At 38.1% G+C, this 21,366-nt stretch carries 22 protein-coding genes; all 22 read left to right on the top strand.

Annotation, left to right across the window (positions count from 1 at the left end):
* Window positions 1-49: 49 nt before the first annotated feature.
* The 22 genes from hemW (at window position 50) to ccpN (ending at window position 21,341) form a co-directional block, all read left to right on the top strand.
* Complete coding sequence (gene hemW, locus QRE67_RS20200) at window positions 50-1,189, top strand: radical SAM family heme chaperone HemW (protein ID WP_286121993.1); 1,140 nt, start codon at window positions 50-52, stop codon at window positions 1,187-1,189.
* Window positions 1,190-1,438: 249 nt separating this feature from the next.
* Window positions 1,439-2,470 carry a heat-inducible transcriptional repressor HrcA gene (gene hrcA, locus QRE67_RS20195; protein WP_286121992.1) on the top strand — a complete coding sequence of 344 codons (1,032 nt, stop codon included), beginning with the start codon at window positions 1,439-1,441 and terminating at the stop codon, window positions 2,468-2,470.
* Between the two features lie 100 nt (window positions 2,471-2,570).
* On the top strand, window positions 2,571-3,158 hold the full coding sequence (grpE, locus tag QRE67_RS20190) for a nucleotide exchange factor GrpE (protein ID WP_353507085.1): 588 nt from the start codon (window positions 2,571-2,573) through the stop codon (window positions 3,156-3,158).
* A 25-nt stretch (window positions 3,159-3,183) separates the two neighbouring features.
* Window positions 3,184-5,019: a chaperone protein DnaK gene (gene dnaK / locus QRE67_RS20185; RefSeq protein WP_286121990.1), complete on the top strand. Its 1,836-nt coding sequence runs from the start codon at window positions 3,184-3,186 to the stop codon at window positions 5,017-5,019.
* Between the two features lie 220 nt (window positions 5,020-5,239).
* Window positions 5,240-6,346 (top strand): molecular chaperone DnaJ, encoded by a 1,107-nt coding sequence (gene dnaJ / locus QRE67_RS20180; protein WP_286121989.1) that lies wholly within the window; start codon window positions 5,240-5,242, stop codon window positions 6,344-6,346.
* Window positions 6,347-6,374: 28 nt separating this feature from the next.
* Window positions 6,375-7,313, top strand: a complete 939-nt coding sequence (prmA, locus tag QRE67_RS20175; RefSeq protein WP_286121988.1) for a 50S ribosomal protein L11 methyltransferase — start codon at window positions 6,375-6,377, stop codon at window positions 7,311-7,313.
* Window positions 7,314-7,460: 147 nt separating this feature from the next.
* Window positions 7,461-8,210 (top strand): 16S rRNA (uracil(1498)-N(3))-methyltransferase, encoded by a 750-nt coding sequence (locus tag QRE67_RS20170; protein ID WP_286121987.1) that lies wholly within the window; start codon window positions 7,461-7,463, stop codon window positions 8,208-8,210.
* Between the two features lie 6 nt (window positions 8,211-8,216).
* Entirely contained in the window at window positions 8,217-9,569 is a 1,353-nt protein-coding gene (mtaB, locus tag QRE67_RS20165; protein ID WP_286121986.1) for a tRNA (N(6)-L-threonylcarbamoyladenosine(37)-C(2))-methylthiotransferase MtaB, read from the top strand.
* A 160-nt stretch (window positions 9,570-9,729) separates the two neighbouring features.
* Entirely contained in the window at window positions 9,730-10,395 is a 666-nt protein-coding gene (gene deoC / locus QRE67_RS20160; protein ID WP_286121985.1) for a deoxyribose-phosphate aldolase, read from the top strand.
* Window positions 10,396-11,019: 624 nt separating this feature from the next.
* Window positions 11,020-11,193 (top strand): 30S ribosomal protein S21, encoded by a 174-nt coding sequence (rpsU, locus tag QRE67_RS20155; RefSeq protein WP_000048061.1) that lies wholly within the window; start codon window positions 11,020-11,022, stop codon window positions 11,191-11,193.
* A 15-nt stretch (window positions 11,194-11,208) separates the two neighbouring features.
* Complete coding sequence (locus QRE67_RS20150; RefSeq protein ID WP_286121984.1) at window positions 11,209-11,652, top strand: GatB/YqeY domain-containing protein; 444 nt, start codon at window positions 11,209-11,211, stop codon at window positions 11,650-11,652.
* Between the two features lie 107 nt (window positions 11,653-11,759).
* Window positions 11,760-12,053, top strand: coding sequence for a sporulation protein YqfC (gene yqfC, locus QRE67_RS20145; protein WP_286121983.1), 294 nt, complete (start codon window positions 11,760-11,762; stop codon window positions 12,051-12,053).
* 440 nt (window positions 12,054-12,493) lie between these two features.
* Entirely contained in the window at window positions 12,494-13,693 is a 1,200-nt protein-coding gene (gene yqfD, locus QRE67_RS20140) for a sporulation protein YqfD (protein WP_286121982.1), read from the top strand.
* Window positions 13,694-13,696: 3 nt separating this feature from the next.
* Window positions 13,697-14,656 (top strand): PhoH family protein, encoded by a 960-nt coding sequence (locus QRE67_RS20135; RefSeq protein ID WP_286121981.1) that lies wholly within the window; start codon window positions 13,697-13,699, stop codon window positions 14,654-14,656.
* A 254-nt stretch (window positions 14,657-14,910) separates the two neighbouring features.
* Entirely contained in the window at window positions 14,911-17,055 is a 2,145-nt protein-coding gene (locus QRE67_RS20130) for an HD family phosphohydrolase (RefSeq protein ID WP_286121980.1), read from the top strand.
* Complete coding sequence (gene ybeY / locus QRE67_RS20125) at window positions 17,052-17,522, top strand: rRNA maturation RNase YbeY (RefSeq protein WP_286121979.1); 471 nt, start codon at window positions 17,052-17,054, stop codon at window positions 17,520-17,522. The genes QRE67_RS20130 and ybeY overlap by 4 nt, the downstream gene beginning before the upstream one ends.
* The gene (locus QRE67_RS20120; RefSeq protein ID WP_286121978.1) at window positions 17,519-17,872 is read left to right on the top strand and encodes a diacylglycerol kinase family protein; all 354 of its coding nucleotides are present in this window, start codon (window positions 17,519-17,521) and stop codon (window positions 17,870-17,872) included. Before ybeY ends, QRE67_RS20120 begins: the two co-directional genes overlap by 4 nt.
* 264 nt (window positions 17,873-18,136) lie before the next feature.
* Entirely contained in the window at window positions 18,137-18,535 is a 399-nt protein-coding gene (locus QRE67_RS20115; RefSeq protein ID WP_286121977.1) for a cytidine deaminase, read from the top strand.
* The gene (gene era, locus QRE67_RS20110) at window positions 18,528-19,433 is read left to right on the top strand and encodes a GTPase Era (protein WP_286121976.1); all 906 of its coding nucleotides are present in this window, start codon (window positions 18,528-18,530) and stop codon (window positions 19,431-19,433) included. Before QRE67_RS20115 ends, era begins: the two co-directional genes overlap by 8 nt.
* A gap of 244 nt (window positions 19,434-19,677) precedes the next feature.
* Window positions 19,678-19,821, top strand: coding sequence for a YqzL family protein (locus QRE67_RS20105; protein WP_000883923.1), 144 nt, complete (start codon window positions 19,678-19,680; stop codon window positions 19,819-19,821).
* Between the two features lie 33 nt (window positions 19,822-19,854).
* Window positions 19,855-20,601, top strand: coding sequence for a DNA repair protein RecO (gene recO, locus QRE67_RS20100; protein WP_286121975.1), 747 nt, complete (start codon window positions 19,855-19,857; stop codon window positions 20,599-20,601).
* Window positions 20,602-20,708: 107 nt separating this feature from the next.
* Window positions 20,709-21,341, top strand: coding sequence for a transcriptional regulator CcpN (gene ccpN, locus QRE67_RS20095; RefSeq protein WP_286121974.1), 633 nt, complete (start codon window positions 20,709-20,711; stop codon window positions 21,339-21,341).
* Window positions 21,342-21,366 lie beyond the last annotated feature (25 nt).

Raw genomic sequence — 21,366 nt, 5'->3', positions numbered from 1 at the left:
TAAGCCTCCGAAGTGCAGAGGTTTCTTTTTAGAAAGGTAGGAGCATAGTTTGATACAAGCTGCATATATTCATATCCCATTTTGCCAGCATATTTGTCACTATTGTGATTTTAACAAAGTATTTATTGAACGTCAGCCGGTTGATCAATATTTACAATACTTAGAGAAAGAAATTATAAATACAGTCGAAAAGGTACCATTTGAGAACATGAAGACAATTTTTGTTGGCGGTGGAACGCCAACGGCACTAAATATGGAACAGACTGAAAAACTCCTTGCCATTATTAATCGTCGTTTACGTCCATTTGCTCCGAATTGTGAATTAACTTTTGAAGCAAATCCGGGAGATTTACCAAAAGAGAAACTAAATCTGCTACTGGATGGCGGTGTAAATCGGGTTAGTTTTGGTGTTCAAACTTTCCGAGATGAATTGTTACAGAAAATTGGGCGGGGACACACGAAGGAAGATGCATTCTTAGCGATTCGTGAAGCGCAGGAAGTTGGTTTTACAAATATTAATGTCGATTTAATATATGCACTGCCAACACAAACGATAGAAGATGTAAAAGAAACGTTGGAAATTGCATTCACACTTGGTGTACAACATTTCTCTGCGTATTCCCTTATTGTTGAACCGAAAACGGTCTTTTATAACTTAATGAATAAAGGAAAATTGAGACTTCCAGGAGAAGATCACGAAGCAAAAATGTATGAAATTGTGATGGACGAAATGGAGAAACATGGTTATAAACAGTATGAGATTAGTAATTTTTCAAAAGAAGGCTATGAAAGTAGACATAATCTCACATACTGGAATAATGAAGCGTATTATGGTTTTGGAGCTGGAGCCCATAGTTACGTAAATGGTCAACGAATTCAAAATGTTGGACCGTTGAAACAATACTTCTCCAAAATCGATGAGACAGGATTCCCGTATTTAGATATCCATGAAGTAACAAGAAAAGAACAAATGGAAGAAGAGTTATTTTTAGGATTGCGAAAAATAGCAGGAGTTTCTAAGTTAGAATTTATGAAGAAATTTGGCGTAGAGATGAATGAAATATTTGGGAAGCAGTTGCTCGATAATAAAGAACATGGATTGCTTCAGGAAGCAAATACACACGTCTCCCTAACAAGAAAAGGAAAGCTACTCGGGAATGAAGTGTTTCAATCATTTTTAATGGATTAACTTGGTATAAAGCGATTGGTAAAAAGTTTCATTTCCCCCGCTCTAACGGACGGTACAAAGAAGTGAAGCGAGGGGGAATCGTCTGTAAGAGCTCGATTGGTTCAACTAATTAGCAGTGGGAAAATCACCCCTGCTAAAAGTTTCACTTTATTTCATGACGTTTCCGTTGACAATTGAATGTCAATTTTGGTAAGTTATTAATAGATTTAGCACTCGAAGACAAAGAGTGCTAACAGAGGTGATGATGAGATGCTTACGGAACGTCAGCTCTTAATTTTACAGACGATTATCGATGACTTTATCGGATCAGCGCAACCTGTTGGATCAAGAACGTTGGCTAAGAAAGAAGAAATTACATTTAGTTCAGCTACTATTCGAAATGAAATGGCTGATTTAGAAGAACTTGGGTTTATTGAAAAGACACACAGTTCTTCTGGACGTGTCCCTTCCGAGAAAGGGTATCGATTTTATGTGGATCATCTTTTAGCACCGCAACATGTACCGAGTGAAGATATTGTACAGATTAAAGACCTGTTTGCTGAAAGAATTTTTGAAGCGGAAAAAATTGCACAGCAATCCGCTCAAATTTTATCAGAACTTACGAATTATACGGCGATTGTTCTTGGGCCAAAAGTGAGTACAAATAAGTTAAAAAATGTACAAATTGTTCCACTGGGTCATCAAACAGCGGTCGCAATTATTGTCACTGACACAGGACATGTGCAAAGTAAAACGATTACCGTTCCGGAATCTGTTGATTTATCAGATTTAGAAAAAATGGTTAACATTTTAAATGAAAAGCTATCTGGTGTACCGATGGCAGAATTGCATAACAAAATCTTTAAAGAAATTGTGATGGTTCTGCGTCAATATGTCCACAATTATGATAGTGCTATGAAAATGTTGGATGGTACATTTCAAGTTCCTTTGTCGGAAAAAATATATTTTGGTGGAAAAGCAAATATGCTTTCACAGCCGGAGTTTCACGACATTCAAAAAATGCGCTCCTTGCTAACAATGATTGACAATGAAGCTGAATTTTATGATATTTTGCGCAACAAGCAAGTGGGCATTCAGGTGAAAATTGGCCGTGAAAATTCTTCGACAGCTATGGAAGATTGCAGCTTGATTTCTGCAACGTACTCCATTGGAGAGGAACAGCTTGGAACAATTGCAATTCTAGGACCAACGAGAATGCAATACTCTCGCGTGATTAGTTTGTTACAATTGTTTACAAGACAATTTACAGATGGTTTAAATGGATTTTATAAATCAAAATAATAAAAACTACTGGCAGTGCATTTTTTCACTGTTGGTGTGTAAGTATACAAATTGTGCTCGGATTCGCGCGTTTTGTGCGGGTCCTGTGCTTTTTAAGGAGGTGAAATTTGTGGAAGAGCGTAATGAACAAGTGGTAGAAGAAGTAAAAGAAGTAAAAGAAGCACAAACAGAAGAAGCTGTTACAACAGAAAACAGTGAAGAAACTGTAGTAGAAGAAAAAAGTGAAGCTGCTCTTTTACAAGAAAGAGTAGATGAACTGCAAGCGAAACTGACGGAAACGGAAGGTCGCACGCTTCGTTTACAAGCTGATTTTGAAAACTATAAGCGCCGCGTTCAACTTGATAAGCAAGCGGCTGAAAAATATAGATCACAAAGTCTTGTGTCAGATATTTTACCAGCTCTTGATAACTTTGAAAGAGCAATGCAAGTGGAAGCAAATGATGAGCAGATGAAGTCCTTATTACAAGGAATGGACATGGTATATCGTCAATTGCTAGAAGCGCTGACAAAAGAAGGTGTTGAGGCGATTGAAGCGGTTGGAAAACCGTTTGATCCGCACGAACATCAAGCTGTCATGCAAGTAGAAGACAGTGCATTCGAATCAAACGCGGTCGTGGAAGAATTCCAAAAAGGTTACAAGTTAAAAGATCGTGTGATTCGCCCATCAATGGTAAAAGTAAATCAATAATTACATAAATGTAGGAGGTTTCGCCATGAGTAAAATTATCGGTATTGACTTAGGTACAACAAACTCTTGTGTAGCTGTTATGGAAGGTGGAGAACCAAAGGTTATTCCAAACCCAGAAGGTAATCGTACAACTCCTTCTGTTGTAGCTTTCAAAAATGAAGAACGTCAAGTTGGGGAAGTTGCAAAGCGTCAAGCAATTACGAACCCAAATACAATCATGTCTGTTAAACGTCATATGGGTACAGACTACAAAGTAGATGTTGAAGGTAAAGAATATACACCTCAAGAAATTTCTGCGATTATTTTACAAAACTTAAAAGCTTCTGCTGAAGCATATTTAGGTGAAACAGTAACGAAAGCAGTTATTACTGTACCAGCATACTTCAACGATGCAGAGCGTCAAGCAACGAAAGATGCAGGTCGCATTGCTGGTTTAGAAGTAGAACGTATTATTAATGAACCAACAGCAGCAGCGCTTGCTTACGGTCTAGAAAAACAAGACGAAGAACAAAAAGTTTTAGTATATGACTTAGGCGGCGGTACGTTTGACGTATCTATCCTTGAATTAGCAGATGGAACGTTTGAAGTTATTTCTACTGCTGGTGACAACCGTCTTGGTGGTGACGACTTTGACCAAGTTATCATCGATCATTTAGTAGCTGAGTTCAAAAAGGAAAATAACATTGATTTAAGCCAAGATAAAATGGCACTTCAACGTTTGAAAGATGCAGCTGAAAAAGCGAAAAAAGATCTTTCTGGTGTAACGCAAACACAAATTTCATTACCATTCATTAGTGCTGGAGCTGCTGGCCCATTACACTTAGAATTAACTTTAACAAGAGCGAAATTCGAAGAGCTTTCAGCTAACCTTGTTGAAAGAACATTAGAGCCAACTCGTCGCGCATTAAAAGACGCTGGATTTGCTCCAAGCGAATTAGATAAAGTTATTCTTGTTGGTGGTTCTACTCGTATCCCAGCTGTACAAGAAGCAATTAAACGTGAAACTGGTAAAGAACCATATAAAGGTGTAAACCCTGATGAAGTTGTAGCATTAGGTGCTGCAGTACAGGGCGGCGTACTTACTGGTGATGTAAAAGGCGTTCTATTATTAGACGTAACTCCACTTTCATTAGGTATTGAAACAATGGGTGGCGTGTTCACAAAATTAATCGAACGTAACACAACAATCCCAACAAGTAAGTCACAAGTATTCTCAACTGCTGCTGATAACCAACCTGCGGTAGACATTCACGTATTGCAAGGTGAGCGTCCAATGTCAGCAGATAACAAAACTCTAGGTCGTTTCCAATTAACAGATCTTCCACCAGCACCACGTGGTATCCCGCAAATCGAAGTAACATTCGATATTGATGCGAACGGTATCGTAAACGTACGTGCAAAAGATTTAGGAACAAGTAAAGAACAAACAATTACAATTCAATCTTCTTCAGGTCTTTCTGATGAAGAAGTAGATCGCATGGTAAAAGAAGCAGAAACAAATGCTGATGCTGACCAAAAACGTAAAGAAGAAGTTGAGCTTCGCAATGAAGCTGATCAACTTGTTTTCCAAACAGATAAAGTTGTAAAAGATTTAGAAGGTAAAGTTGATGCAGCTGAAGTAGCGAAAGCAACAGAAGCAAAAGAGGCATTACAAGCGGCAATCGAGAAAAATGATCTTGATGAAATCCGTACGAAAAAAGATGCACTTCAAGAAATCGTACAACAATTAACTGTAAAATTATATGAGCAAGCTCAAGCTGCTGCAGGAGCACAGCAAGCAGAAGGCGCACAAGGCAATGCGGGCGCAAAAAATGACAATGTAGTCGATGCTGAGTTTGAAGAAGTAAAAGAAGACAAGTAATAAGTAAAAGAAAATAAATAAGATGACAAAAAGTCAAAGTCAAGCGTGCCTTGGCTTTGGCTTTTTTCACGAACAGAGTACTTGGTGTATGCCAAATCTTTCGCGTGAGAGTCTAATGTTTTTCTTTTTGCAGACTGTAAGTGAGGAAACAGTGTTGCAAAGCACTTTCTTTCGGTGTTAAAATTACGTTTATGTGAAAGGATTCGGGGGTTGCAAACTTATGAGTAAACGAGATTACTATGAAGTACTAGGCATTAGCAAGGGTGCTTCAAAAGATGAGATTAAAAAAGCATATCGTCGTTTGGCGAAGAAATATCACCCAGATGTAAGTAAAGAAGAAAATGCAATTGAAAGATTCAAAGAAGTACAAGAAGCGTATGAGGTATTAAGTGATGATTCAAAACGTGCGCAGTACGATCAATTTGGTCATGTCGATCCAAATCAAGGCTTTGGCGGCGGTGGCGACTTTGGTGGGGGCTTCGGTTTCGAAGACATCTTTAGCTCATTCTTCGGTGGCGGTGGCGGTAGACGCCGTGATCCAAATGCACCGCGTCAAGGAGCTGACTTACAATATCAAGTTTCTTTAAACTTTGATGAAGCCATTTTTGGTAAGGAATTCGATATTGAAATTCCGGCGGAAGATCCTTGTGATACATGTCATGGTAGCGGAGCGAAACCAGGAACTTCAAAAGACACATGTAAGCATTGTTCAGGAACAGGGCAAGTAAGTGTAGAACAAAATACGCCTTTCGGTCGTATTGTAAATCGTCAAGCTTGTAAACATTGTTCAGGAACAGGTCAAATTATTAAAGAGAAGTGTACGACATGTCATGGTTCTGGAAAAGTACGTAAGCGTAAAAAAATTAACGTTAAAATTCCAGCAGGTATTGATAATGGTCAACAAATTCGTGTGACTGGTAAAGGTGAAGCTGGTGTGAACGGCGGACCGGCTGGGGATTTATATGTTGTAGTTCATGTACGAGATCATGAATTCTTCCAGCGTGATGGTGATCATATTATATGTGAAATGCCATTAACGTTTGCGCAAGTAGCACTTGGTGCTGAAGTGGAAGTTCCGACTGTTCATGGAAAAGTAAAATTAAAAATTCCGGCAGGAACACAAACAGGAACAGAATTCCGCTTAAAAGGAAAAGGAGCTCCAAATGTGCGCGGATACGGTCAAGGTGATCAGTATGTAGTGGTTCGTGTTGTCGTACCAACGAAATTAACATCACAGCAAAAAGAACTACTGCGTGAATTTGCTGGTCAAGAAGATCAAGATGATAGCCTATTTAGAAAGCTTAAACGAGCTTTTAAAGGGGAATAATGGAAATAAAAAATGGAGTTGGTAAATTGTGAAATGGTCAGAAATTAGTATTCATACAACAGAGGAAGCAGTGGAAGCAGTCTCTCATATTTTACACGAAGCAGGAGCAAGTGGTGTAGCGATTGAAGATCCGGCAGAATTAACAAAAGAGCGTGAACAACAATATGGTGAAATTTATGCGCTTAATCCAGCTGAATATCCGGAAGAAGGCGTTTTGATAAAAGCGTATTTCCCACAAACGGATTCTTTACATGAAACAGTTGCAAGTGTAAAATCATCTATTGATGCACTTCCTTCTTACGACATCGAAATCGGTACAGGACACATATCCATTAATGAAGTAGATGAAGAAGATTGGGCTACTGCTTGGAAAAAATATTATCATCCAGTTAAAATTTCTGATACATTCACAATCGTACCAACTTGGGAAGAATATACACCTTCTTCAGCAGAAGAAAAAATTATTGAATTAGATCCAGGTATGGCGTTTGGTACAGGAACACATCCGACAACAACAATGTGTATTCGTGCGTTAGAGAAGACAGTTAGGCCTGGAGATACAGTGATTGATGTTGGAACAGGTTCTGGTGTATTAAGTATTGCGGCTGCAAAACTAGGTGCATCATCTATTCAGGCATATGATTTAGATCCAGTTGCAGTAGAAAGTGCGCAGGTAAATGTGCGTTTAAATCACACGGAAGATACTGTAACAGTTGGACAAAATAGTTTACTGGAAGGTATTGAAGGTCCTGTTGATTTAATTGTAGCGAACTTACTTGCGGAGATTATTCTTCTCTTCCCAGAAGATGCAGCAAAAGTTGTGAAGCCAGGTGGGTTTTTCATTACATCTGGCATTATTGAGATGAAGGAAAAGGTTATAACGGAAGCGTTAGAACAAGCAGGTTTCACAATTGAAGAAGTGTTAAGAGTGGAAGATTGGGTAGCAATCATTGCACGTAACGCGTAATATATAGTGTGTATTTTATAATGAACGGAAGAGTCTCTCGCTTTGTGTAGTGAGGGACTTGCCGTTTGTTATGTAAAAATGATAACGTTTCGTTCCTTTCGTAAGTGAATACTTACGAAAGGAACGAAACTCTACTAAGGTGATGAGATGCAACGTTATTTTGTAGAAGAGAGACATGTAAATGATGCAAGCATTCGTATTGTAGGTGATGATGTACATCATATTGCCAGAGTGATGCGCATGTCAGCAGGAGATTACGTTTATTGCTGTGTTAACGGGAAAACAGCAAGATGTACAATTGCTGAAATTACCAGTGAATTTGTGGATACGGCTATTGTAGAATGGGTAGAGATGTCAAGCGAACTTCCGGTGTTCGTGACGATTGCAAGTGGACTGCCAAAAGGAGACAAGCTTGAGCTAATTTTTCAAAAAGGAACTGAGCTTGGAGCGGCCGCATTCTTACCATTTCAAGCATCTCGTTCTATTGTAAAATGGGATGCAAAAAAAGCAGATAAAAAAGTTGAGCGTTTGAAAAAAATTGTGAAAGAAGCAGCAGAACAATCACATCGAAGTGAAATTCCGGATGTATATGCCCCCGTATCATTTAAACAGCTTCTTGCGATGAGTAATGATTATGATGTTTGTCTTGTTGCGTATGAAGAAGAGGCAAAACAAGGTGAGAAATCTAACTTTGCGCAAGCTTTAGCGAAACTTGAGTCTGGTCAAAAACTATTGCTTGTATTTGGCCCAGAGGGTGGTTTATCAGAGGAAGAGATTTCTGCGCTTCGTGAACATACATTTGTAGCATGTAGTTTAGGACCAAGGATTTTACGAACAGAAACGGCACCGCTTTACGCGTTAAGTGCTGCTTCGTATCATTTTGAATTAATGGGGTGATTATCGATGGCAACTGTTGCGTTTCACACGTTAGGTTGTAAAGTAAACCACTATGAAACAGAAGCAATTTGGCAACTGTTTAAACAAGGTGGTTATGAGCGGACTGAATATGAAAAGAAAGCTGATGTGTATGTAATTAATACATGTACAGTAACAAATACTGGGGATAAAAAAAGTCGCCAAGTAATCAGACGTGCTGTACGTCAAAATCCAGATGCGGTTATTTGTGTAACAGGTTGTTATGCACAAACATCTCCAGCGGAAATTATGGCGATCCCAGGTGTGGATATCGTTGTTGGTACGCAAGATCGTGAAAAAATGCTAGGGTATATCGAAGCGTTTCGTAAAGAACGTCAGCCAATCAATGCTGTCCGTAATATTATGAAAACGCGTGTATACGAAGAACTTGATGTACCATACTTCACTGACCGTACACGTGCATCTTTAAAAATACAAGAAGGTTGCAATAATTTCTGTACGTTTTGTATCATTCCTTGGGCGCGTGGTTTAATGCGTTCTCGTGATGGTAAAGAAGTAATCCACCAAGCACAGCAATTAGTAGACGCTGGTTATAAAGAGATTGTCTTAACAGGGATTCATACAGGTGGGTACGGAGAAGATATGAAAGATTATAACCTAGCTGGATTACTTCGAGATATGGAAGCGCAGGTGAACGGCTTAAAACGTCTGCGTATTTCTTCAATCGAAGCGAGCCAAATTTCAAATGAAGTGATTCAAGTGTTAAATGATTCTGAAACAGTTGTACGTCATTTGCATATTCCGTTACAATCTGGATCTAACACGGTATTAAAACGTATGCGACGTAAATATACGATGGAGTTTTTCCAAGAGCGCTTAGATCGATTAAAAGAAGCGTTACCGGGCTTAGCAATTACATCAGATGTAATCGTTGGTTTCCCTGGTGAAACGGAAGAAGAGTTTATGGAAACGTATAATTTCATTAAAGAAAATCGTTTCTCTGAACTTCACGTTTTCCCTTATTCAAAACGTACTGGAACACCAGCAGCACGTATGGATGATCAAGTTCCTGAAGATGTAAAAAATGATCGTGTACACCGCTTAATTGAATTATCTAATCAGTTAGCGAAGGAATATGCTTCTCAATTTGAAGGAGAGGTTCTTGAAATTATTCCAGAAGAGTCATTTAAAGAAGCGGATCGTGAAGGATTATATGTAGGGTATACAGATAACTATTTAAAAGTTGTCTTTGAAGGATCTGAAGAATTAATTGGTCAATTAGTAAAAGTGAAAATTACAAAAGCTGGTTATCCATACAATGAAGCGCAATTTGTTCGTGTTCTTGAAGATACAAATAAAAAAGAATCAGCAAGTGCGTAATGAAAAAGCATGCAAATAAAAAGGATTTGCATGCTTTTTTCTTTGGTGGAGAAGTTAAGATATGAAATCACAATTTTTTATGATATAATGCTAACGTTTATGGTCGTCAGACAACCGACAGGTATAAAAGCTTGTTGGTGGAGAAAGGGGCATATTAAGAATGAACTATGCAAAATTAATTGACCACACATTACTAAAACCGGATACAAAAAAAGCAGCAATTGTTACGCTATGTGAAGAGGCAAAGCAACATGACTTCGCTTCTGTATGTGTAAATCCTACTTGGGTAGAAACAGCAGCTGAAATATTAAAAGGTACAGATGTAAAAGTTTGTACAGTAATTGGCTTCCCGCTTGGAGCAAGTACACCAGAAACAAAAGCATTTGAAACAAAAGATGCAATTGAAAAAGGTGCAACGGAAGTTGATATGGTAGTTAACATTGGTGCATTAAAAGATAAAAATGATGAGTTAGTAGAGCGTGATGTTCGCGCGGTTGTAGAAGCTGCAAAAGGAAAAGCGCTTGTAAAAATAATTATTGAAACATGTCTATTAACAGATGAAGAGAAAGTTCGTGCTTGTGAACTTTCTGTAAAAGCGGGCGTAGACTTTGTAAAAACATCAACTGGTTTCTCAACAGGCGGTGCGACAGTAGAAGATGTAGCACTAATGAGAAAAACAGTTGGACCGAAAATCGGTGTAAAAGCATCTGGCGGCGTACGTAATGGACAAGACATGGATGCGATGGTAGAAGCAGGTGCCTCGCGCATCGGTACAAGTGCTGGCGTAGCACTTGTAAGTGGGAAAACAGCAACGACTGATTATTAAAATAAAAGTGTAAGCGGCTCGATTAGAACATGAGGACGTTGGAGCTCTTGACGTAGAGGCGTTTTTGCCTCGTAGGAAAGAGTGAAACGACCGATTGTTCTAGCCGCTGGAACTGGATAGATTTAAAAGCGGAAGCCGCTCGTTCAGAATCGGAGGGCATTGGAACACCCGACAGGCAAGGTTCTTTCTTGTGTGGAAGGCTCTTTGACACGAGGGTCTAGGCACTGTAGCTGGGTAGGTTTAAAAGCGAATCCGACTGTTTCAGTCCCAGCGGCTAAAGTTCTTTCGCGCAGAAGGCGTTCTTTGCCTTCTTGTGTTCTGAATCATGTAAAAGTGATTATTTGGTTTCAAAGTCAAAAGCCCTTTCATATAGAGAGAGCTTTTTGTTTTTGTATAAGAAATCCGGATATTTGTGCAAAATCAAGTTACATTGTAATAGATTTTTATCTTTTATATGTATGTATTTTGAAAAAAGAAGAGCACTTGCTCTTCTTTTATTCTGCCAAATAGTTGACCTGAAGTGACAAAATGTATTATAATCGTAAAAGACATGCTGAAGAAGTGTTTCTTTTTGCATGCTGAATTTAGTATGTAAGTGTGATGTTTCGGAGGGAGGGAAAGAGAATGTCAAAAACAGTCGTTCGTAAAAACGAGTCTTTGGAGGATGCACTTCGCCGTTTTAAAAGATCGGTTTCTAAAACTGGTACACTTGCTGAAGCAAGAAAACGCGAGTTTTATGAAAAACCAAGTGTAAAACGTAAGAAGAAATCTGAAGCGGCAAGAAAGCGTAAGTTCTAAGAGAGGGTGTAAGTTATGAGTCTTCTCGGTCGTTTAAACGATGATATGAAACAAGCGATGAAGAGTAAACAAAAAGAAAAATTAACCGTCATTCGTATGGTTAAGGCTGCTTTGCAAAATGAAAGTATTAAACTGCAACACCCTCTTACTGAAGAAGAGGAATTAACAGTTTTAACTCGTCATGTAAAACAGTGTAAGGACTCCCTCCTTGAATTTAAAAATGCTGGTCGTGATGACCTTGTTGATAAACTGAAAAGTGAAATTCAGATTTTAGACACGTATTTGCCAGAGCAACTAACGGAAGAAGAATTAGCAAGCGTAATCAAGCAAGCTATTTCTGAAGTTGGTGCTGCTTCTAAAGCTGATATGGGTAAAGTGATGAGTGCTGTTATGCCGAAAGTAAAAGGCAAAGCAGACGGATCACTAGTAAATAAGCTTGTTTCACAGCTATTAGCATAAAAAAGCGTCTCATGAGAAATGAGACGCTTTTTTATGCTTTTTTCTGTTTGGACGTGATATTACAAGTTCTTTTTTCATACATATGGGATGAGAGGGGGGTCTTGGGGATGAAGAAAATATTACAAATGAAAAATTGGCTTACAAAGCAGATAGACCTACCAGTGGATGTACTAATGGATCTACCTCGTATTACCCTTGTCGGGCAAGTACATATTTATATAGAAAATCATCGAGGGTTATTAGTGTTTACAGATAGAGAAGTCCGATTGTTATTAAAGCAGGGGCAACTATTAATTAAAGGACAGTCATTTGTTATAAAAACGATTCTGCCGGAAGAGCTTTTGCTGGAAGGGATAATTGAACAAGTGACGTTTTTAGAAAATGAGAAGACAGATAAATAAAGTGAAACGTCCAGAAGTAGTGGGTGCCGATTCATCCTAAATTTGTTGTTGGCTTTCATCAATTAGAAGCTATTCTCCTTCTAACTTCGTTGTTTCCTCTGCATTTTGATGTAGGGCTTATTACTCGTAAGAGTTGGGGATATTTGAATGAAATGAGTGCATGCGGCTAGTGTGTTTTTCTTCTTGTTTTGCTTCTTACTAGTTATCCCGCTATTCGCGGACAGTAATACCACCACCTCAAAGTTCAGCAAAAGGCAAAGAAGTTAGGTGGGGGATAAACTGCTCGTAAAAGCTCGATTGGTCAGGGCTAATAATCAGTGGGGATGAAGCCCTCCCACTGATTAAAGGTTCACTTTATTTGAGTATGGGAAAGTGAAGAGGGTGCAGGTAAGCGTTGAATAGATTCTGTACCTTCTCTAGAAAAATAGTGGGGGCGAGCGATGAAAAATCAATGGTTTACACGATGGCTTGGGTATGTAAAAGTGCGGATTGAAGGCAGGGGAGCGGAACGCTTTATTAATGAGTGTGTGCGCAGAAACTTGCTTGTGTGGGATGTGAAGAAGGTTGCGGAAGATACATTGGTATTTTGTATATTACTTCGTGATGTGAAGCGGCTGAGGCCGATTTATCGAAAAAATGAATGTAAGTTATATTTTATTGGTCGTTACGGATTCCCTTTTTGGAATAAACGTTTGCTGCGGAATAGCGGTTTTCTAATTGGTTTTCTCATATTTTTTTTCGGTGTGATAGTGTTATCGAATATGGTATGGAAAATTGAAATTACAGGGGCAAAGCCAGAAACAGAATATATTCTCATGAAAGAATTGGACAAAATGGGAGTGAAAAAAGGCAGACTGCAATTTCAAATGCCTAGTGTAGAAGATGTTCAGCGTCATTTGACGGATAATATTAATGCAATTACATGGGCTGGATTAGAGATAAAAGGGACAACATATCACTTTAAAATAGTTGAAAAAAATGAACCAGAGAAGGAAAAAGAACAGAAACCACAAAATTTAGTTGCAAAAAAAGAGGCAGTTATCACAAAAACATTTGTGGAAATAGGAAAATCGGTTGTAATGAAAAATGATTATGTACAAAAAGGACAACTTCTTGTATCAGGGGTGTACGGAAATAGTGAGAATCCAACAATTGTTTCTGCAAAAGGGATTGTATTTGGGGAAACTTGGTACAAGTCTGAAGTGACAGTTCCTTTGAACACAACATTTCAAGTGTATACAGGAAATTCATATAATGAACATTATATTCGATTTGGGAGTGCTAAAATAAAAATATGGGGATTTCAGCATGATAAGTATAAGCGGTCTCGCACTGAAAAAGTGAAGCATGATGTAAAACTTTTTGGTTTTACACTACCTGTTTCCTATGAGAAGGAAATTGTGCGCGAAGAGGAAGAAGTGAACCGTGAATATACAGAAAAACAAGCGATGCGAGAAGCAAAAGAGATGGGGGAAAAAGAACTAAAGAAAAAATTGGATGAACATGCTATGATTGTAAGTGACAAGATTTTGCATAAAGAGGTTGAGGCAGGTCATCTAAGAGTAGCATTACATTATACAGTGATTGAAAATATCGCAGAGCCACAACCGATATCTGAATCCGATATTCAAGGAGAATGACTAATGGCAGAACAATTAGTAGAAATGAATCAACAAGTAGAGAACCATAATGAAGCAATTGCTCTGTTTGGAGTAAACGATGCAAATTTAAAAGTAATGGAACGAGAACTTGCTGTAACTATTGTAACCCGAGGTGAATCTGTTCGTGTATCTGGAACGGATGAAGCTGTGATCCTTGTTGAAGGGATATTAGAGCAACTCCTTGCTGTTATTCGTAAAGGTGTGTCAATCTCTGAACGGGATGTAGTATATGCAATTCAACTTGGGCGGCAAGGAAAAATAGCTCATTTTGAAGAATTATACGAAGAGGAAATTTTTAAAACAGCAAAGGGCAGATCGATTCGTGTGAAAACGATGGGACAAAGGCAATACATTCATGCGATGAAGAAGAATGATATTGTATTTGGAATAGGCCCTGCTGGTACAGGGAAGACGTATTTAGCTGTGGTAATGGCTGTGCGTGCGTTAAAACAAGGCTATGTTAAAAAAATCATTTTAACACGACCTGCTGTAGAAGCTGGAGAAAGTTTAGGTTTTTTACCAGGTGATTTAAAAGAAAAAGTAGATCCATACCTACGTCCGCTTTATGATGCGCTTCATGATATTCTTGGGCAAGAATACACGCAGCGAATGATGGAAAGAGGTACAATAGAAATAGCTCCACTTGCATATATGAGAGGCCGGACTCTAGATGATTCTTTCGTTATTTTAGATGAGGCGCAAAATACAACTGGGGCCCAAATTAAAATGTTTTTAACTCGTTTAGGTTTTAGTTCGAAAATGGTTGTTACGGGAGACCCCTCGCAGGTCGACTTACCAAAAGGTGTAAAGTCTGGACTGTCAGTTGCGGCAACTGTATTATCTGGCGTGTCAGGTCTTTCATTTGTTAAATTGGAACAATCCGATGTTGTAAGGCATCCGCTTGTGCAGCGTATTATCGAGGCATATGATAAAATGGAATGATCCTATTTGAAAGGATCATTTCTTTTTGTATGTTAGAGATAAATGAAAAGGTTGGCGAATAGCTTGTTTTTTACTATCATTAAAGAATGGTCCCTGCACTAACGGGCAGTAAAGCTCCCGCTCAAAGAGGTATGGTAGGAGATAACTGTATCTATGAGCTCGATTGGTGAGGGCTAACCTGCGGTAGGACATGGAGAAAATTTATACTGAAGGAAGTTTCACTTTATGTCTGGAGAGGAGAAGGTATTGCAATCATGTCAAGGTCTCAAGAAATTTCTAAGTGGTTTCGTAATATACAACATTCGAAAAAACTAAGCTGGATTTCTTACATTTTATTAGGGGCAGTGTTGTTTTTTGCACTGATGAACAATGTAAAACCAGAACAACTAGATGTTAAAATGCTATCTATTTCAAAACAAACAATCCACTCTCCTGTCAAAATTGAAGATAAAGTAACGACGGACAAGAAGAAGAGAGAAGCAGCTCAAAAGGTTGAGGATCAATATACATATCGAAGTGATTACAAGCAAAATAAAGTCGATATTGTAAATTCTGTATTTGATGCGATAAAAGAAGTAGATGCTGAGATAAAGGCTACTGGTCCTGATGAACAGAAAAAGATTTCTGCTGCGGACCGATTAGAAAAGTTGAAAAAGAAATTGCCTACGGATTTAACAAAAAGCTTGTCAGATTCAGTCTTATTAAATTTTGTGAATGCAGAACCGGATCAGTTGACATTGGCAAGGGATGCAGCGGTGACAGCAATTAATAGTATAATGACTTCACATATTAAAATGGACGAAGAAAATGATGCGAGAGAACGTTTTGTTACTGAAATAAGCAATGTTAATGTGAGTAGCGATTTAAAAGAAGCGCTTAACGTGCTTGGGAAATATGCAATTACAGCAAATTATTTCTATGATTCAACTTCTACAAAAGAACAGAAAAAATTAGCAGAAGACGCAGTTGCGCCAGTTTATATTCTTCAAGGGCAAATCCTTGTGAAGGAAGGCGACACAATTACAAGAGAAGTGTATGATCAGTTGAAATTAGTGGGGCTACTTGAACAAGGGAATACATTCCAACCATTTGTAGGATTAGCACTCTTTATTGGTGTACTCTTATTCTTCATGCATAAGCAGTTTGAATCGTTTTTAAAATTAAAAAGAGAAGAAAAACCATATATTTTAGCCTATACAACAATTGTAGCAATTACAGTTGTATTGATGAAGATTATTAGTTTGTTTCAAAAATTAGAATACGCTGGTATCGCTTATATTGCTCCGGTTGCAATGGGGACCATACTTGTCAAGCTAATGATTGGCGATCGCTTTGTTTTCATAACGAGTGTGATTTTCTCAGTGTGCGGTAGTATCTTGTTTAACGAAGGCGTGACGAGTACGCTGAATTACAATGTTGGAATCTATGTTTTGCTAAGTTCTTTATCTGTTAGTATCTTTTTGCGAGAAAAAAATCGACGCACAATGATTTTACAAGCAGGTATACTTGTGTCTGTTTTAAATGTAGTTGTGTTGGCAGCGTTATTATTAATACGTAATGGTAATTTTTCGCCTCTTGAAATTGGATCGCAATTATTAATGGCTGCTGCTTCCGGAATTATCTCATCCGTTTTAGCCATGGGAATTTTACCATATTTAGAGAGTGGTCTTGGAATTGTTTCGAGTATGAAGCTGATGGAGCTTTCTAGTCCAAACCATCCGCTCCTTCGTAAAATTTTATTAGAAGCACCAGGAACATATCATCATAGTGTGATGGTTGCCAACCTTTCTGAAGCGGCTTGTGAGGCTGTTGGTGCAAATGGTGTGTTAGCACGTGTTGGTGCATACTATCATGATATTGGTAAAACGTTGCAGCCGCGTTTCTTTATTGAGAATCAAATGGGCATTGAGAATCCGCATGATAATTTGGATCCTGAAACGAGTAGAGACATTATTATAGCTCACGTTACAAATGGAGTGAAAATGCTAGAAGAACATCATATCCCGCAAGAGATTATCGATATTGCAGGGCAACATCATGGGACGACATTACTGAAATATTTCTACTATAAAGCAATAAAAGAAGATAAAGAAAAATATACAGAAGCAATGTTCCGTTATCCAGGTTCAAAAGCGACATCAAAAGAATCCGCTATCGTTGGGATTGCGGATAGTGTAGAAGCAGCAGTACGTTCTATGAATGGACCGACACCAGAGCAGATTAATAATTTGGTTCAAAGTATCATTAAAGATCGTTTGCAGGATGGACAATTTAGTGAATGTAATTTGACATTTAAAGAATTACAAATTGTTGGGAAAACATTATGTGAAACATTAAATGGAATTTTCCATTCTCGTATTAAGTATCCGGAACTGCCGGAAGAAAAGGTGACAGAATGAGTTTATTAATTGATTTTTTTGATGAAACAGAAGAAGTAAAAGAAGAATATGTGAACATGATTGGGCAATTGCTAGAGAAAGCTGCGCAAATGGAAAATATAGAAGATGGAACAGAGCTTTCTGTTACATTTGTTGATAATGAACGCATTCAAGAAATCAATCGTGACTATCGCGATAAAGACCAGCCAACAGATGTTATTTCCTTTGCGATGGAAGATATGGGTGAAGGTGAAATAGAAATTGTCGGTGTGGAAATGCCCCGTATGCTAGGGGATCTTATTATTTCGATTCCAAGAACGAAAGAACAAGCTGAAGAATATGGACATTCCTTTGATCGTGAGCTAGGATTTTTAGCGTTGCATGGATTTCTGCATTTACTTGGATACGACCATATGACGGAAGAAGATGAAAAGATAATGTTTGGAAAGCAAAAAGAAATTTTACAGGCTTTTGGATTAGGTAGATGAAAAAAGGAAAACTTATAAATAGTTTTGGGTATGCCATAGCGGGTATATTCTTTTGCCTTCGTCATGAGCGAAATATGCAAATTCATTGTTTGGCCGCAGTTATTGTTATATGCTGCGGCTTTTATTTCCATGTCACGACACTAGAGTGGCTTATATTATTAATTGTGATTGGAATTGTAATGAGTTTGGAAATGATAAATACAGCGATTGAAAAAACAGTCGATTTAGCTACAGGGGATTTTAAACCGCTTGCTAAAATTGCTAAGGATGTTGCTGCAGGTGCAGTGTTATTATTTGCAGTTATAGCCGTTATAATTGGTGCTATTATCTTTTTGCCTTATATGGTATAGTTGCATTCCAAAGCCTTTATAACGCTTTGGGAGGGCGTTAAAATCGCCACTGATGGAAGTTTTCAATTTAAGTGCATGTTCAAAAAGAAGGATAAAGAGAGCCGAGTAGTTCGAGGCGCGGAAGCCAGGAGGATACGGAGTGTAGATGGAACTACATGAGTACCGGAGTGGCAACGTAACGAAGAAATAGGGCGGCAATCTTTACCGGACTTTTTGAATATCCTCTTTAACTTTTCACATCGTGAACGGAAAGGACGCGAGAGTATGAACAATAAAGAATTAATTCAAGAAGCAATCGAAGCACGGAAACAGGCGTATGTACCGTATTCTAAGTTTCAAGTTGGGGCTGCTTTATTAACAGCAGAGGGAAAAGTATACCGTGGGTGTAATGTTGAAAATGCGTCATACGGATTATGTAACTGTGCAGAAAGAACAGCTTTATTTAAAGCGGTTTCTGAAGGAGATACAGCATTTGCAGCAATCGCGGTTGTAGCGGATACAAAACGTCCGGTACCTCCTTGTGGAGCGTGCCGTCAAGTTATGGTAGAATTATGTAAACAGGATACGAAAGTATACTTATCAAATTTAAATGGTGACATAGAAGAGACGACAGTCGGAGAATTGTTACCAGGAGCATTTTTAGCGGAGGATTTACATGAATAGAAAAGGTTATAAATCAGGTTTTGTCTCCATTATCGGAAGACCCAACGTGGGGAAATCAACATTTTTAAACCGTATTATCGGTCAAAAAATTGCGATTATGAGTGACAAACCACAAACAACACGTAATAAAATTCAAGGTGTATATACAGAAAATGATTCGCAGGTAATCTTTATTGATACGCCAGGAATACATAAGCCACAGCATAAGCTAGGCGACTTTATGGTGAAGATGGCTCAAACGACATTAAAAGAAGTTGACATTGTTTTATTTATGGTCAATGCAGCTGAAGGTTATGGTCGTGGTGAAGAGTTTATCATTGAAAAATTACAAGAAACAAAGCAACCTGTATTTTTAGTGATCAACAAAATTGACCAAGTTCATCCGGAAAAATTGCTAGAATTAATTGATCAATATCGTAAGCTGTATGATTTTGCAGAAATTGTACCGATTTCAGCGTTAGATGGTAACAATGTTGAAGCGTTAATTGGAGCAATTAAAAAATATTTACCAGAAGGACCGCAATACTATCCAGAAAACCAAGTGACGGACCATCCGGAACGATTTATTATTTCGGAGCTTATTCGTGAAAAAGTGCTGCACTTAACACGCGAGGAAGTACCTCACTCGGTAGCGGTTGTCATCGATGCGATTCAAAAGCGTGAAGGCGGAGCAGTTTATGTAAATGCGACAATTATTGTAGAGCGTCCATCACAAAAAGGAATTATTATCGGGAAGCAAGGAAAGATGCTGAAAGAAGTTGGGAAGAGAGCTCGTTTTGATATCGAATCACTTCTCGGTTCAAAAGTATTTTTAGAGGTATGGGTAAAAGTGCAAAAAGATTGGCGTAATAAAATGTCCCATCTTCGCGATCTTGGTTTCCGTGAAGATGAATATTAATAAAGAGCTTTATCCCGCACTAATGGGCAGTAATACCTTAACCTCAAACTGATGAGTAACCAAAGCGTTTAGGTGGGGGATTAACTACCCAATTGGCGAGGGCTAATTATTAGTGGAGATGAAGAAAATCTCCACTAATAATTAGAAAAATTTTTCTCACATGAAAATGGACAAAATGGGTCATTTTAATAACAACAAAAGAAATTGGTTTATATGCTACGCTTACTGAGAAAGGTGGATTCTTATGCTAGATTTTACCTGGAAGTTTTTCTCCAAGACAGGAAGCATTGAAACGTATTTGCTTTTGAAGGAAATGGAAAAAGACGTAAATGATGAAATGGATCAACATGACGAGGAGCTAGCGCATCTAGACTCTCCAATTTCTTGACCCGTTTTGTTCAAACCTTGGATGGTGATGAACATGTTTCAAAAGATTGAAGGAATTATCATCCGGACCACAGATTACGGAGAAACAAATAAAATTGTCACGATATTCTCTCGTGAGCTTGGAAAAGTAAGTGCAATGGCGAGAGGTGCGAAAAAACCAAAAAGTAGGCTAGCGTCTATTTCGCAACTTATGACTCATGGTTACTTTCTAATTCAAATGGGGTCTGGACTTGGGACTTTGCAACAAGGTGAAATAATTTCATCCATGAAAGAAATTCGTGAAGATATATTTTTAACTGCATATGCATCATTTATTGTTGAGTTGACTGATAAAGCAACGGAAGATAAAAAGCATAACCCATATTTATTTGAGATGCTATATCAATCACTGCATTACATGTGTGAGGGTGTCGATCCTGAAGTTTTAGCGTTAATTTATCAAACGAAAATGCTTCCAGTATTAGGTATGCAACCCTATTTTGATACATGTGCTATTTGTCACCAAGAAGCAGATTTTGTCGCCTTCTCCGTTCGAGAAGGCGGTTTTCTGTGTAAGCATCATGCTGAACAAGATCCATATCGCATTCCGGTTGGGGAGGCTGTTCATAAATTACTGCGCCTTTTTTATCATTTTGATTTAGCTCGCCTTGGTAATGTGTCAGTGAAAGATGAAACAAAACGGCAAATGCGTACAGTATTAAATACATATTATGATGAATATTGTGGAATTTATTTGAAATCAAGGCGTTTTCTGGAGCAACTTGATAAATTTCAAATATAATGAGGACCATAAACGGGTCCTTTTTACATACTTTCTTTTTCGAAAAGCATATTTAGTATATAATATTTAAGAGATAGTATAACTTTTTTCGTTTTGTATTGAAGGTGGTGATTATCATAGAACTGAATAAACGGCAAGAACATATCGTTCAGATTGTAAAAGATCACGGTCCTATTACTGGGGAGGCAATCGCTGCACAATTAAATTTAACACGAGCGACGCTTCGGCCCGACTTAGCTATTTTAACGATGGCTGGCTATTTAGAAGCGCGTCCACGTGTCGGTTATTTTTATACAGGAAAAACCGGAGGGCAGCTATTATCAGAAGCTGTCAAAAAAATTAAGGTGCAAGATTATCAATCTAGGCCAGTCGTTATCGATAAAAATGTTTCGGTATACGATGCGATTTGTACCATGTTTTTAGAAGATGTGGGTACTTTATTTGTTGTAGATCAAGCTACGTTTTTAGTCGGTGTAGTTTCTCGTAAAGACTTATTACGAGCAAGCTTAGGAAAGCAGGATTTAACATCGTTGCCGGTTAATATTATCATGACAAGGATGCCAAATATTGCGATGTGTCATCGGGAAGATAGTCTATATGATATAGCAATGGAATTAATAGAAAGACAGATTGATGCTGTACCAGTTGTAAAAGACACGAAACAAGGTTTAGAAGTTGTCGGTAGAATTACAAAAACAAATATTACGGGTGCGTTTGTAAATTTAGTAAATAATGAATAAGTGTAATTTGTTTAAAGTGAGGTAA

This window comes from Bacillus sp. DX3.1 (genome assembly GCF_030292155.1).
Taxonomy (GTDB): domain Bacteria; phylum Bacillota; class Bacilli; order Bacillales; family Bacillaceae_G; genus Bacillus_A.
The sequence above is the reverse complement of the archived record's forward strand: the minus strand, read 5'-3'. Positions and strand labels throughout refer to the sequence as shown.

Excerpts from the sequence above, each read along its gene's own strand:
- dnaK (WP_286121990.1), top strand. The coding sequence starts at position 3,184 with ATGAGTAAAATTATCGGTATTGACTTAGGTACAACAAACTCTTGTGTA.
- era (WP_286121976.1), top strand. The coding sequence starts at position 18,528 with ATGAATAGAAAAGGTTATAAATCAGGTTTTGTCTCCATTATCGGAAGA.
- QRE67_RS20150 (WP_286121984.1), top strand. The coding sequence starts at position 11,209 with ATGAGTCTTCTCGGTCGTTTAAACGATGATATGAAACAAGCGATGAAG.
- mtaB (WP_286121986.1), top strand. The coding sequence starts at position 8,217 with ATGGCAACTGTTGCGTTTCACACGTTAGGTTGTAAAGTAAACCACTAT.
- recO (WP_286121975.1), top strand. The coding sequence starts at position 19,855 with ATGTTTCAAAAGATTGAAGGAATTATCATCCGGACCACAGATTACGGA.
- dnaJ (WP_286121989.1), top strand. The coding sequence starts at position 5,240 with ATGAGTAAACGAGATTACTATGAAGTACTAGGCATTAGCAAGGGTGCT.
- deoC (WP_286121985.1), top strand. The coding sequence starts at position 9,730 with ATGAACTATGCAAAATTAATTGACCACACATTACTAAAACCGGATACA.
- hrcA (WP_286121992.1), top strand. The coding sequence starts at position 1,439 with ATGCTTACGGAACGTCAGCTCTTAATTTTACAGACGATTATCGATGAC.
- yqfC (WP_286121983.1), top strand. The coding sequence starts at position 11,760 with ATGAAGAAAATATTACAAATGAAAAATTGGCTTACAAAGCAGATAGAC.
- QRE67_RS20130 (WP_286121980.1), top strand. The coding sequence starts at position 14,911 with ATGTCAAGGTCTCAAGAAATTTCTAAGTGGTTTCGTAATATACAACAT.
- QRE67_RS20115 (WP_286121977.1), top strand. The coding sequence starts at position 18,137 with ATGAACAATAAAGAATTAATTCAAGAAGCAATCGAAGCACGGAAACAG.
- rpsU (WP_000048061.1), top strand. The coding sequence starts at position 11,020 with ATGTCAAAAACAGTCGTTCGTAAAAACGAGTCTTTGGAGGATGCACTT.
- yqfD (WP_286121982.1), top strand. The coding sequence starts at position 12,494 with ATGAAAAATCAATGGTTTACACGATGGCTTGGGTATGTAAAAGTGCGG.
- QRE67_RS20120 (WP_286121978.1), top strand. The coding sequence starts at position 17,519 with ATGAAAAAAGGAAAACTTATAAATAGTTTTGGGTATGCCATAGCGGGT.
- QRE67_RS20170 (WP_286121987.1), top strand. The coding sequence starts at position 7,461 with ATGCAACGTTATTTTGTAGAAGAGAGACATGTAAATGATGCAAGCATT.
- ybeY (WP_286121979.1), top strand. The coding sequence starts at position 17,052 with ATGAGTTTATTAATTGATTTTTTTGATGAAACAGAAGAAGTAAAAGAA.
- QRE67_RS20135 (WP_286121981.1), top strand. The coding sequence starts at position 13,697 with ATGGCAGAACAATTAGTAGAAATGAATCAACAAGTAGAGAACCATAAT.
- QRE67_RS20105 (WP_000883923.1), top strand. The coding sequence starts at position 19,678 with ATGCTAGATTTTACCTGGAAGTTTTTCTCCAAGACAGGAAGCATTGAA.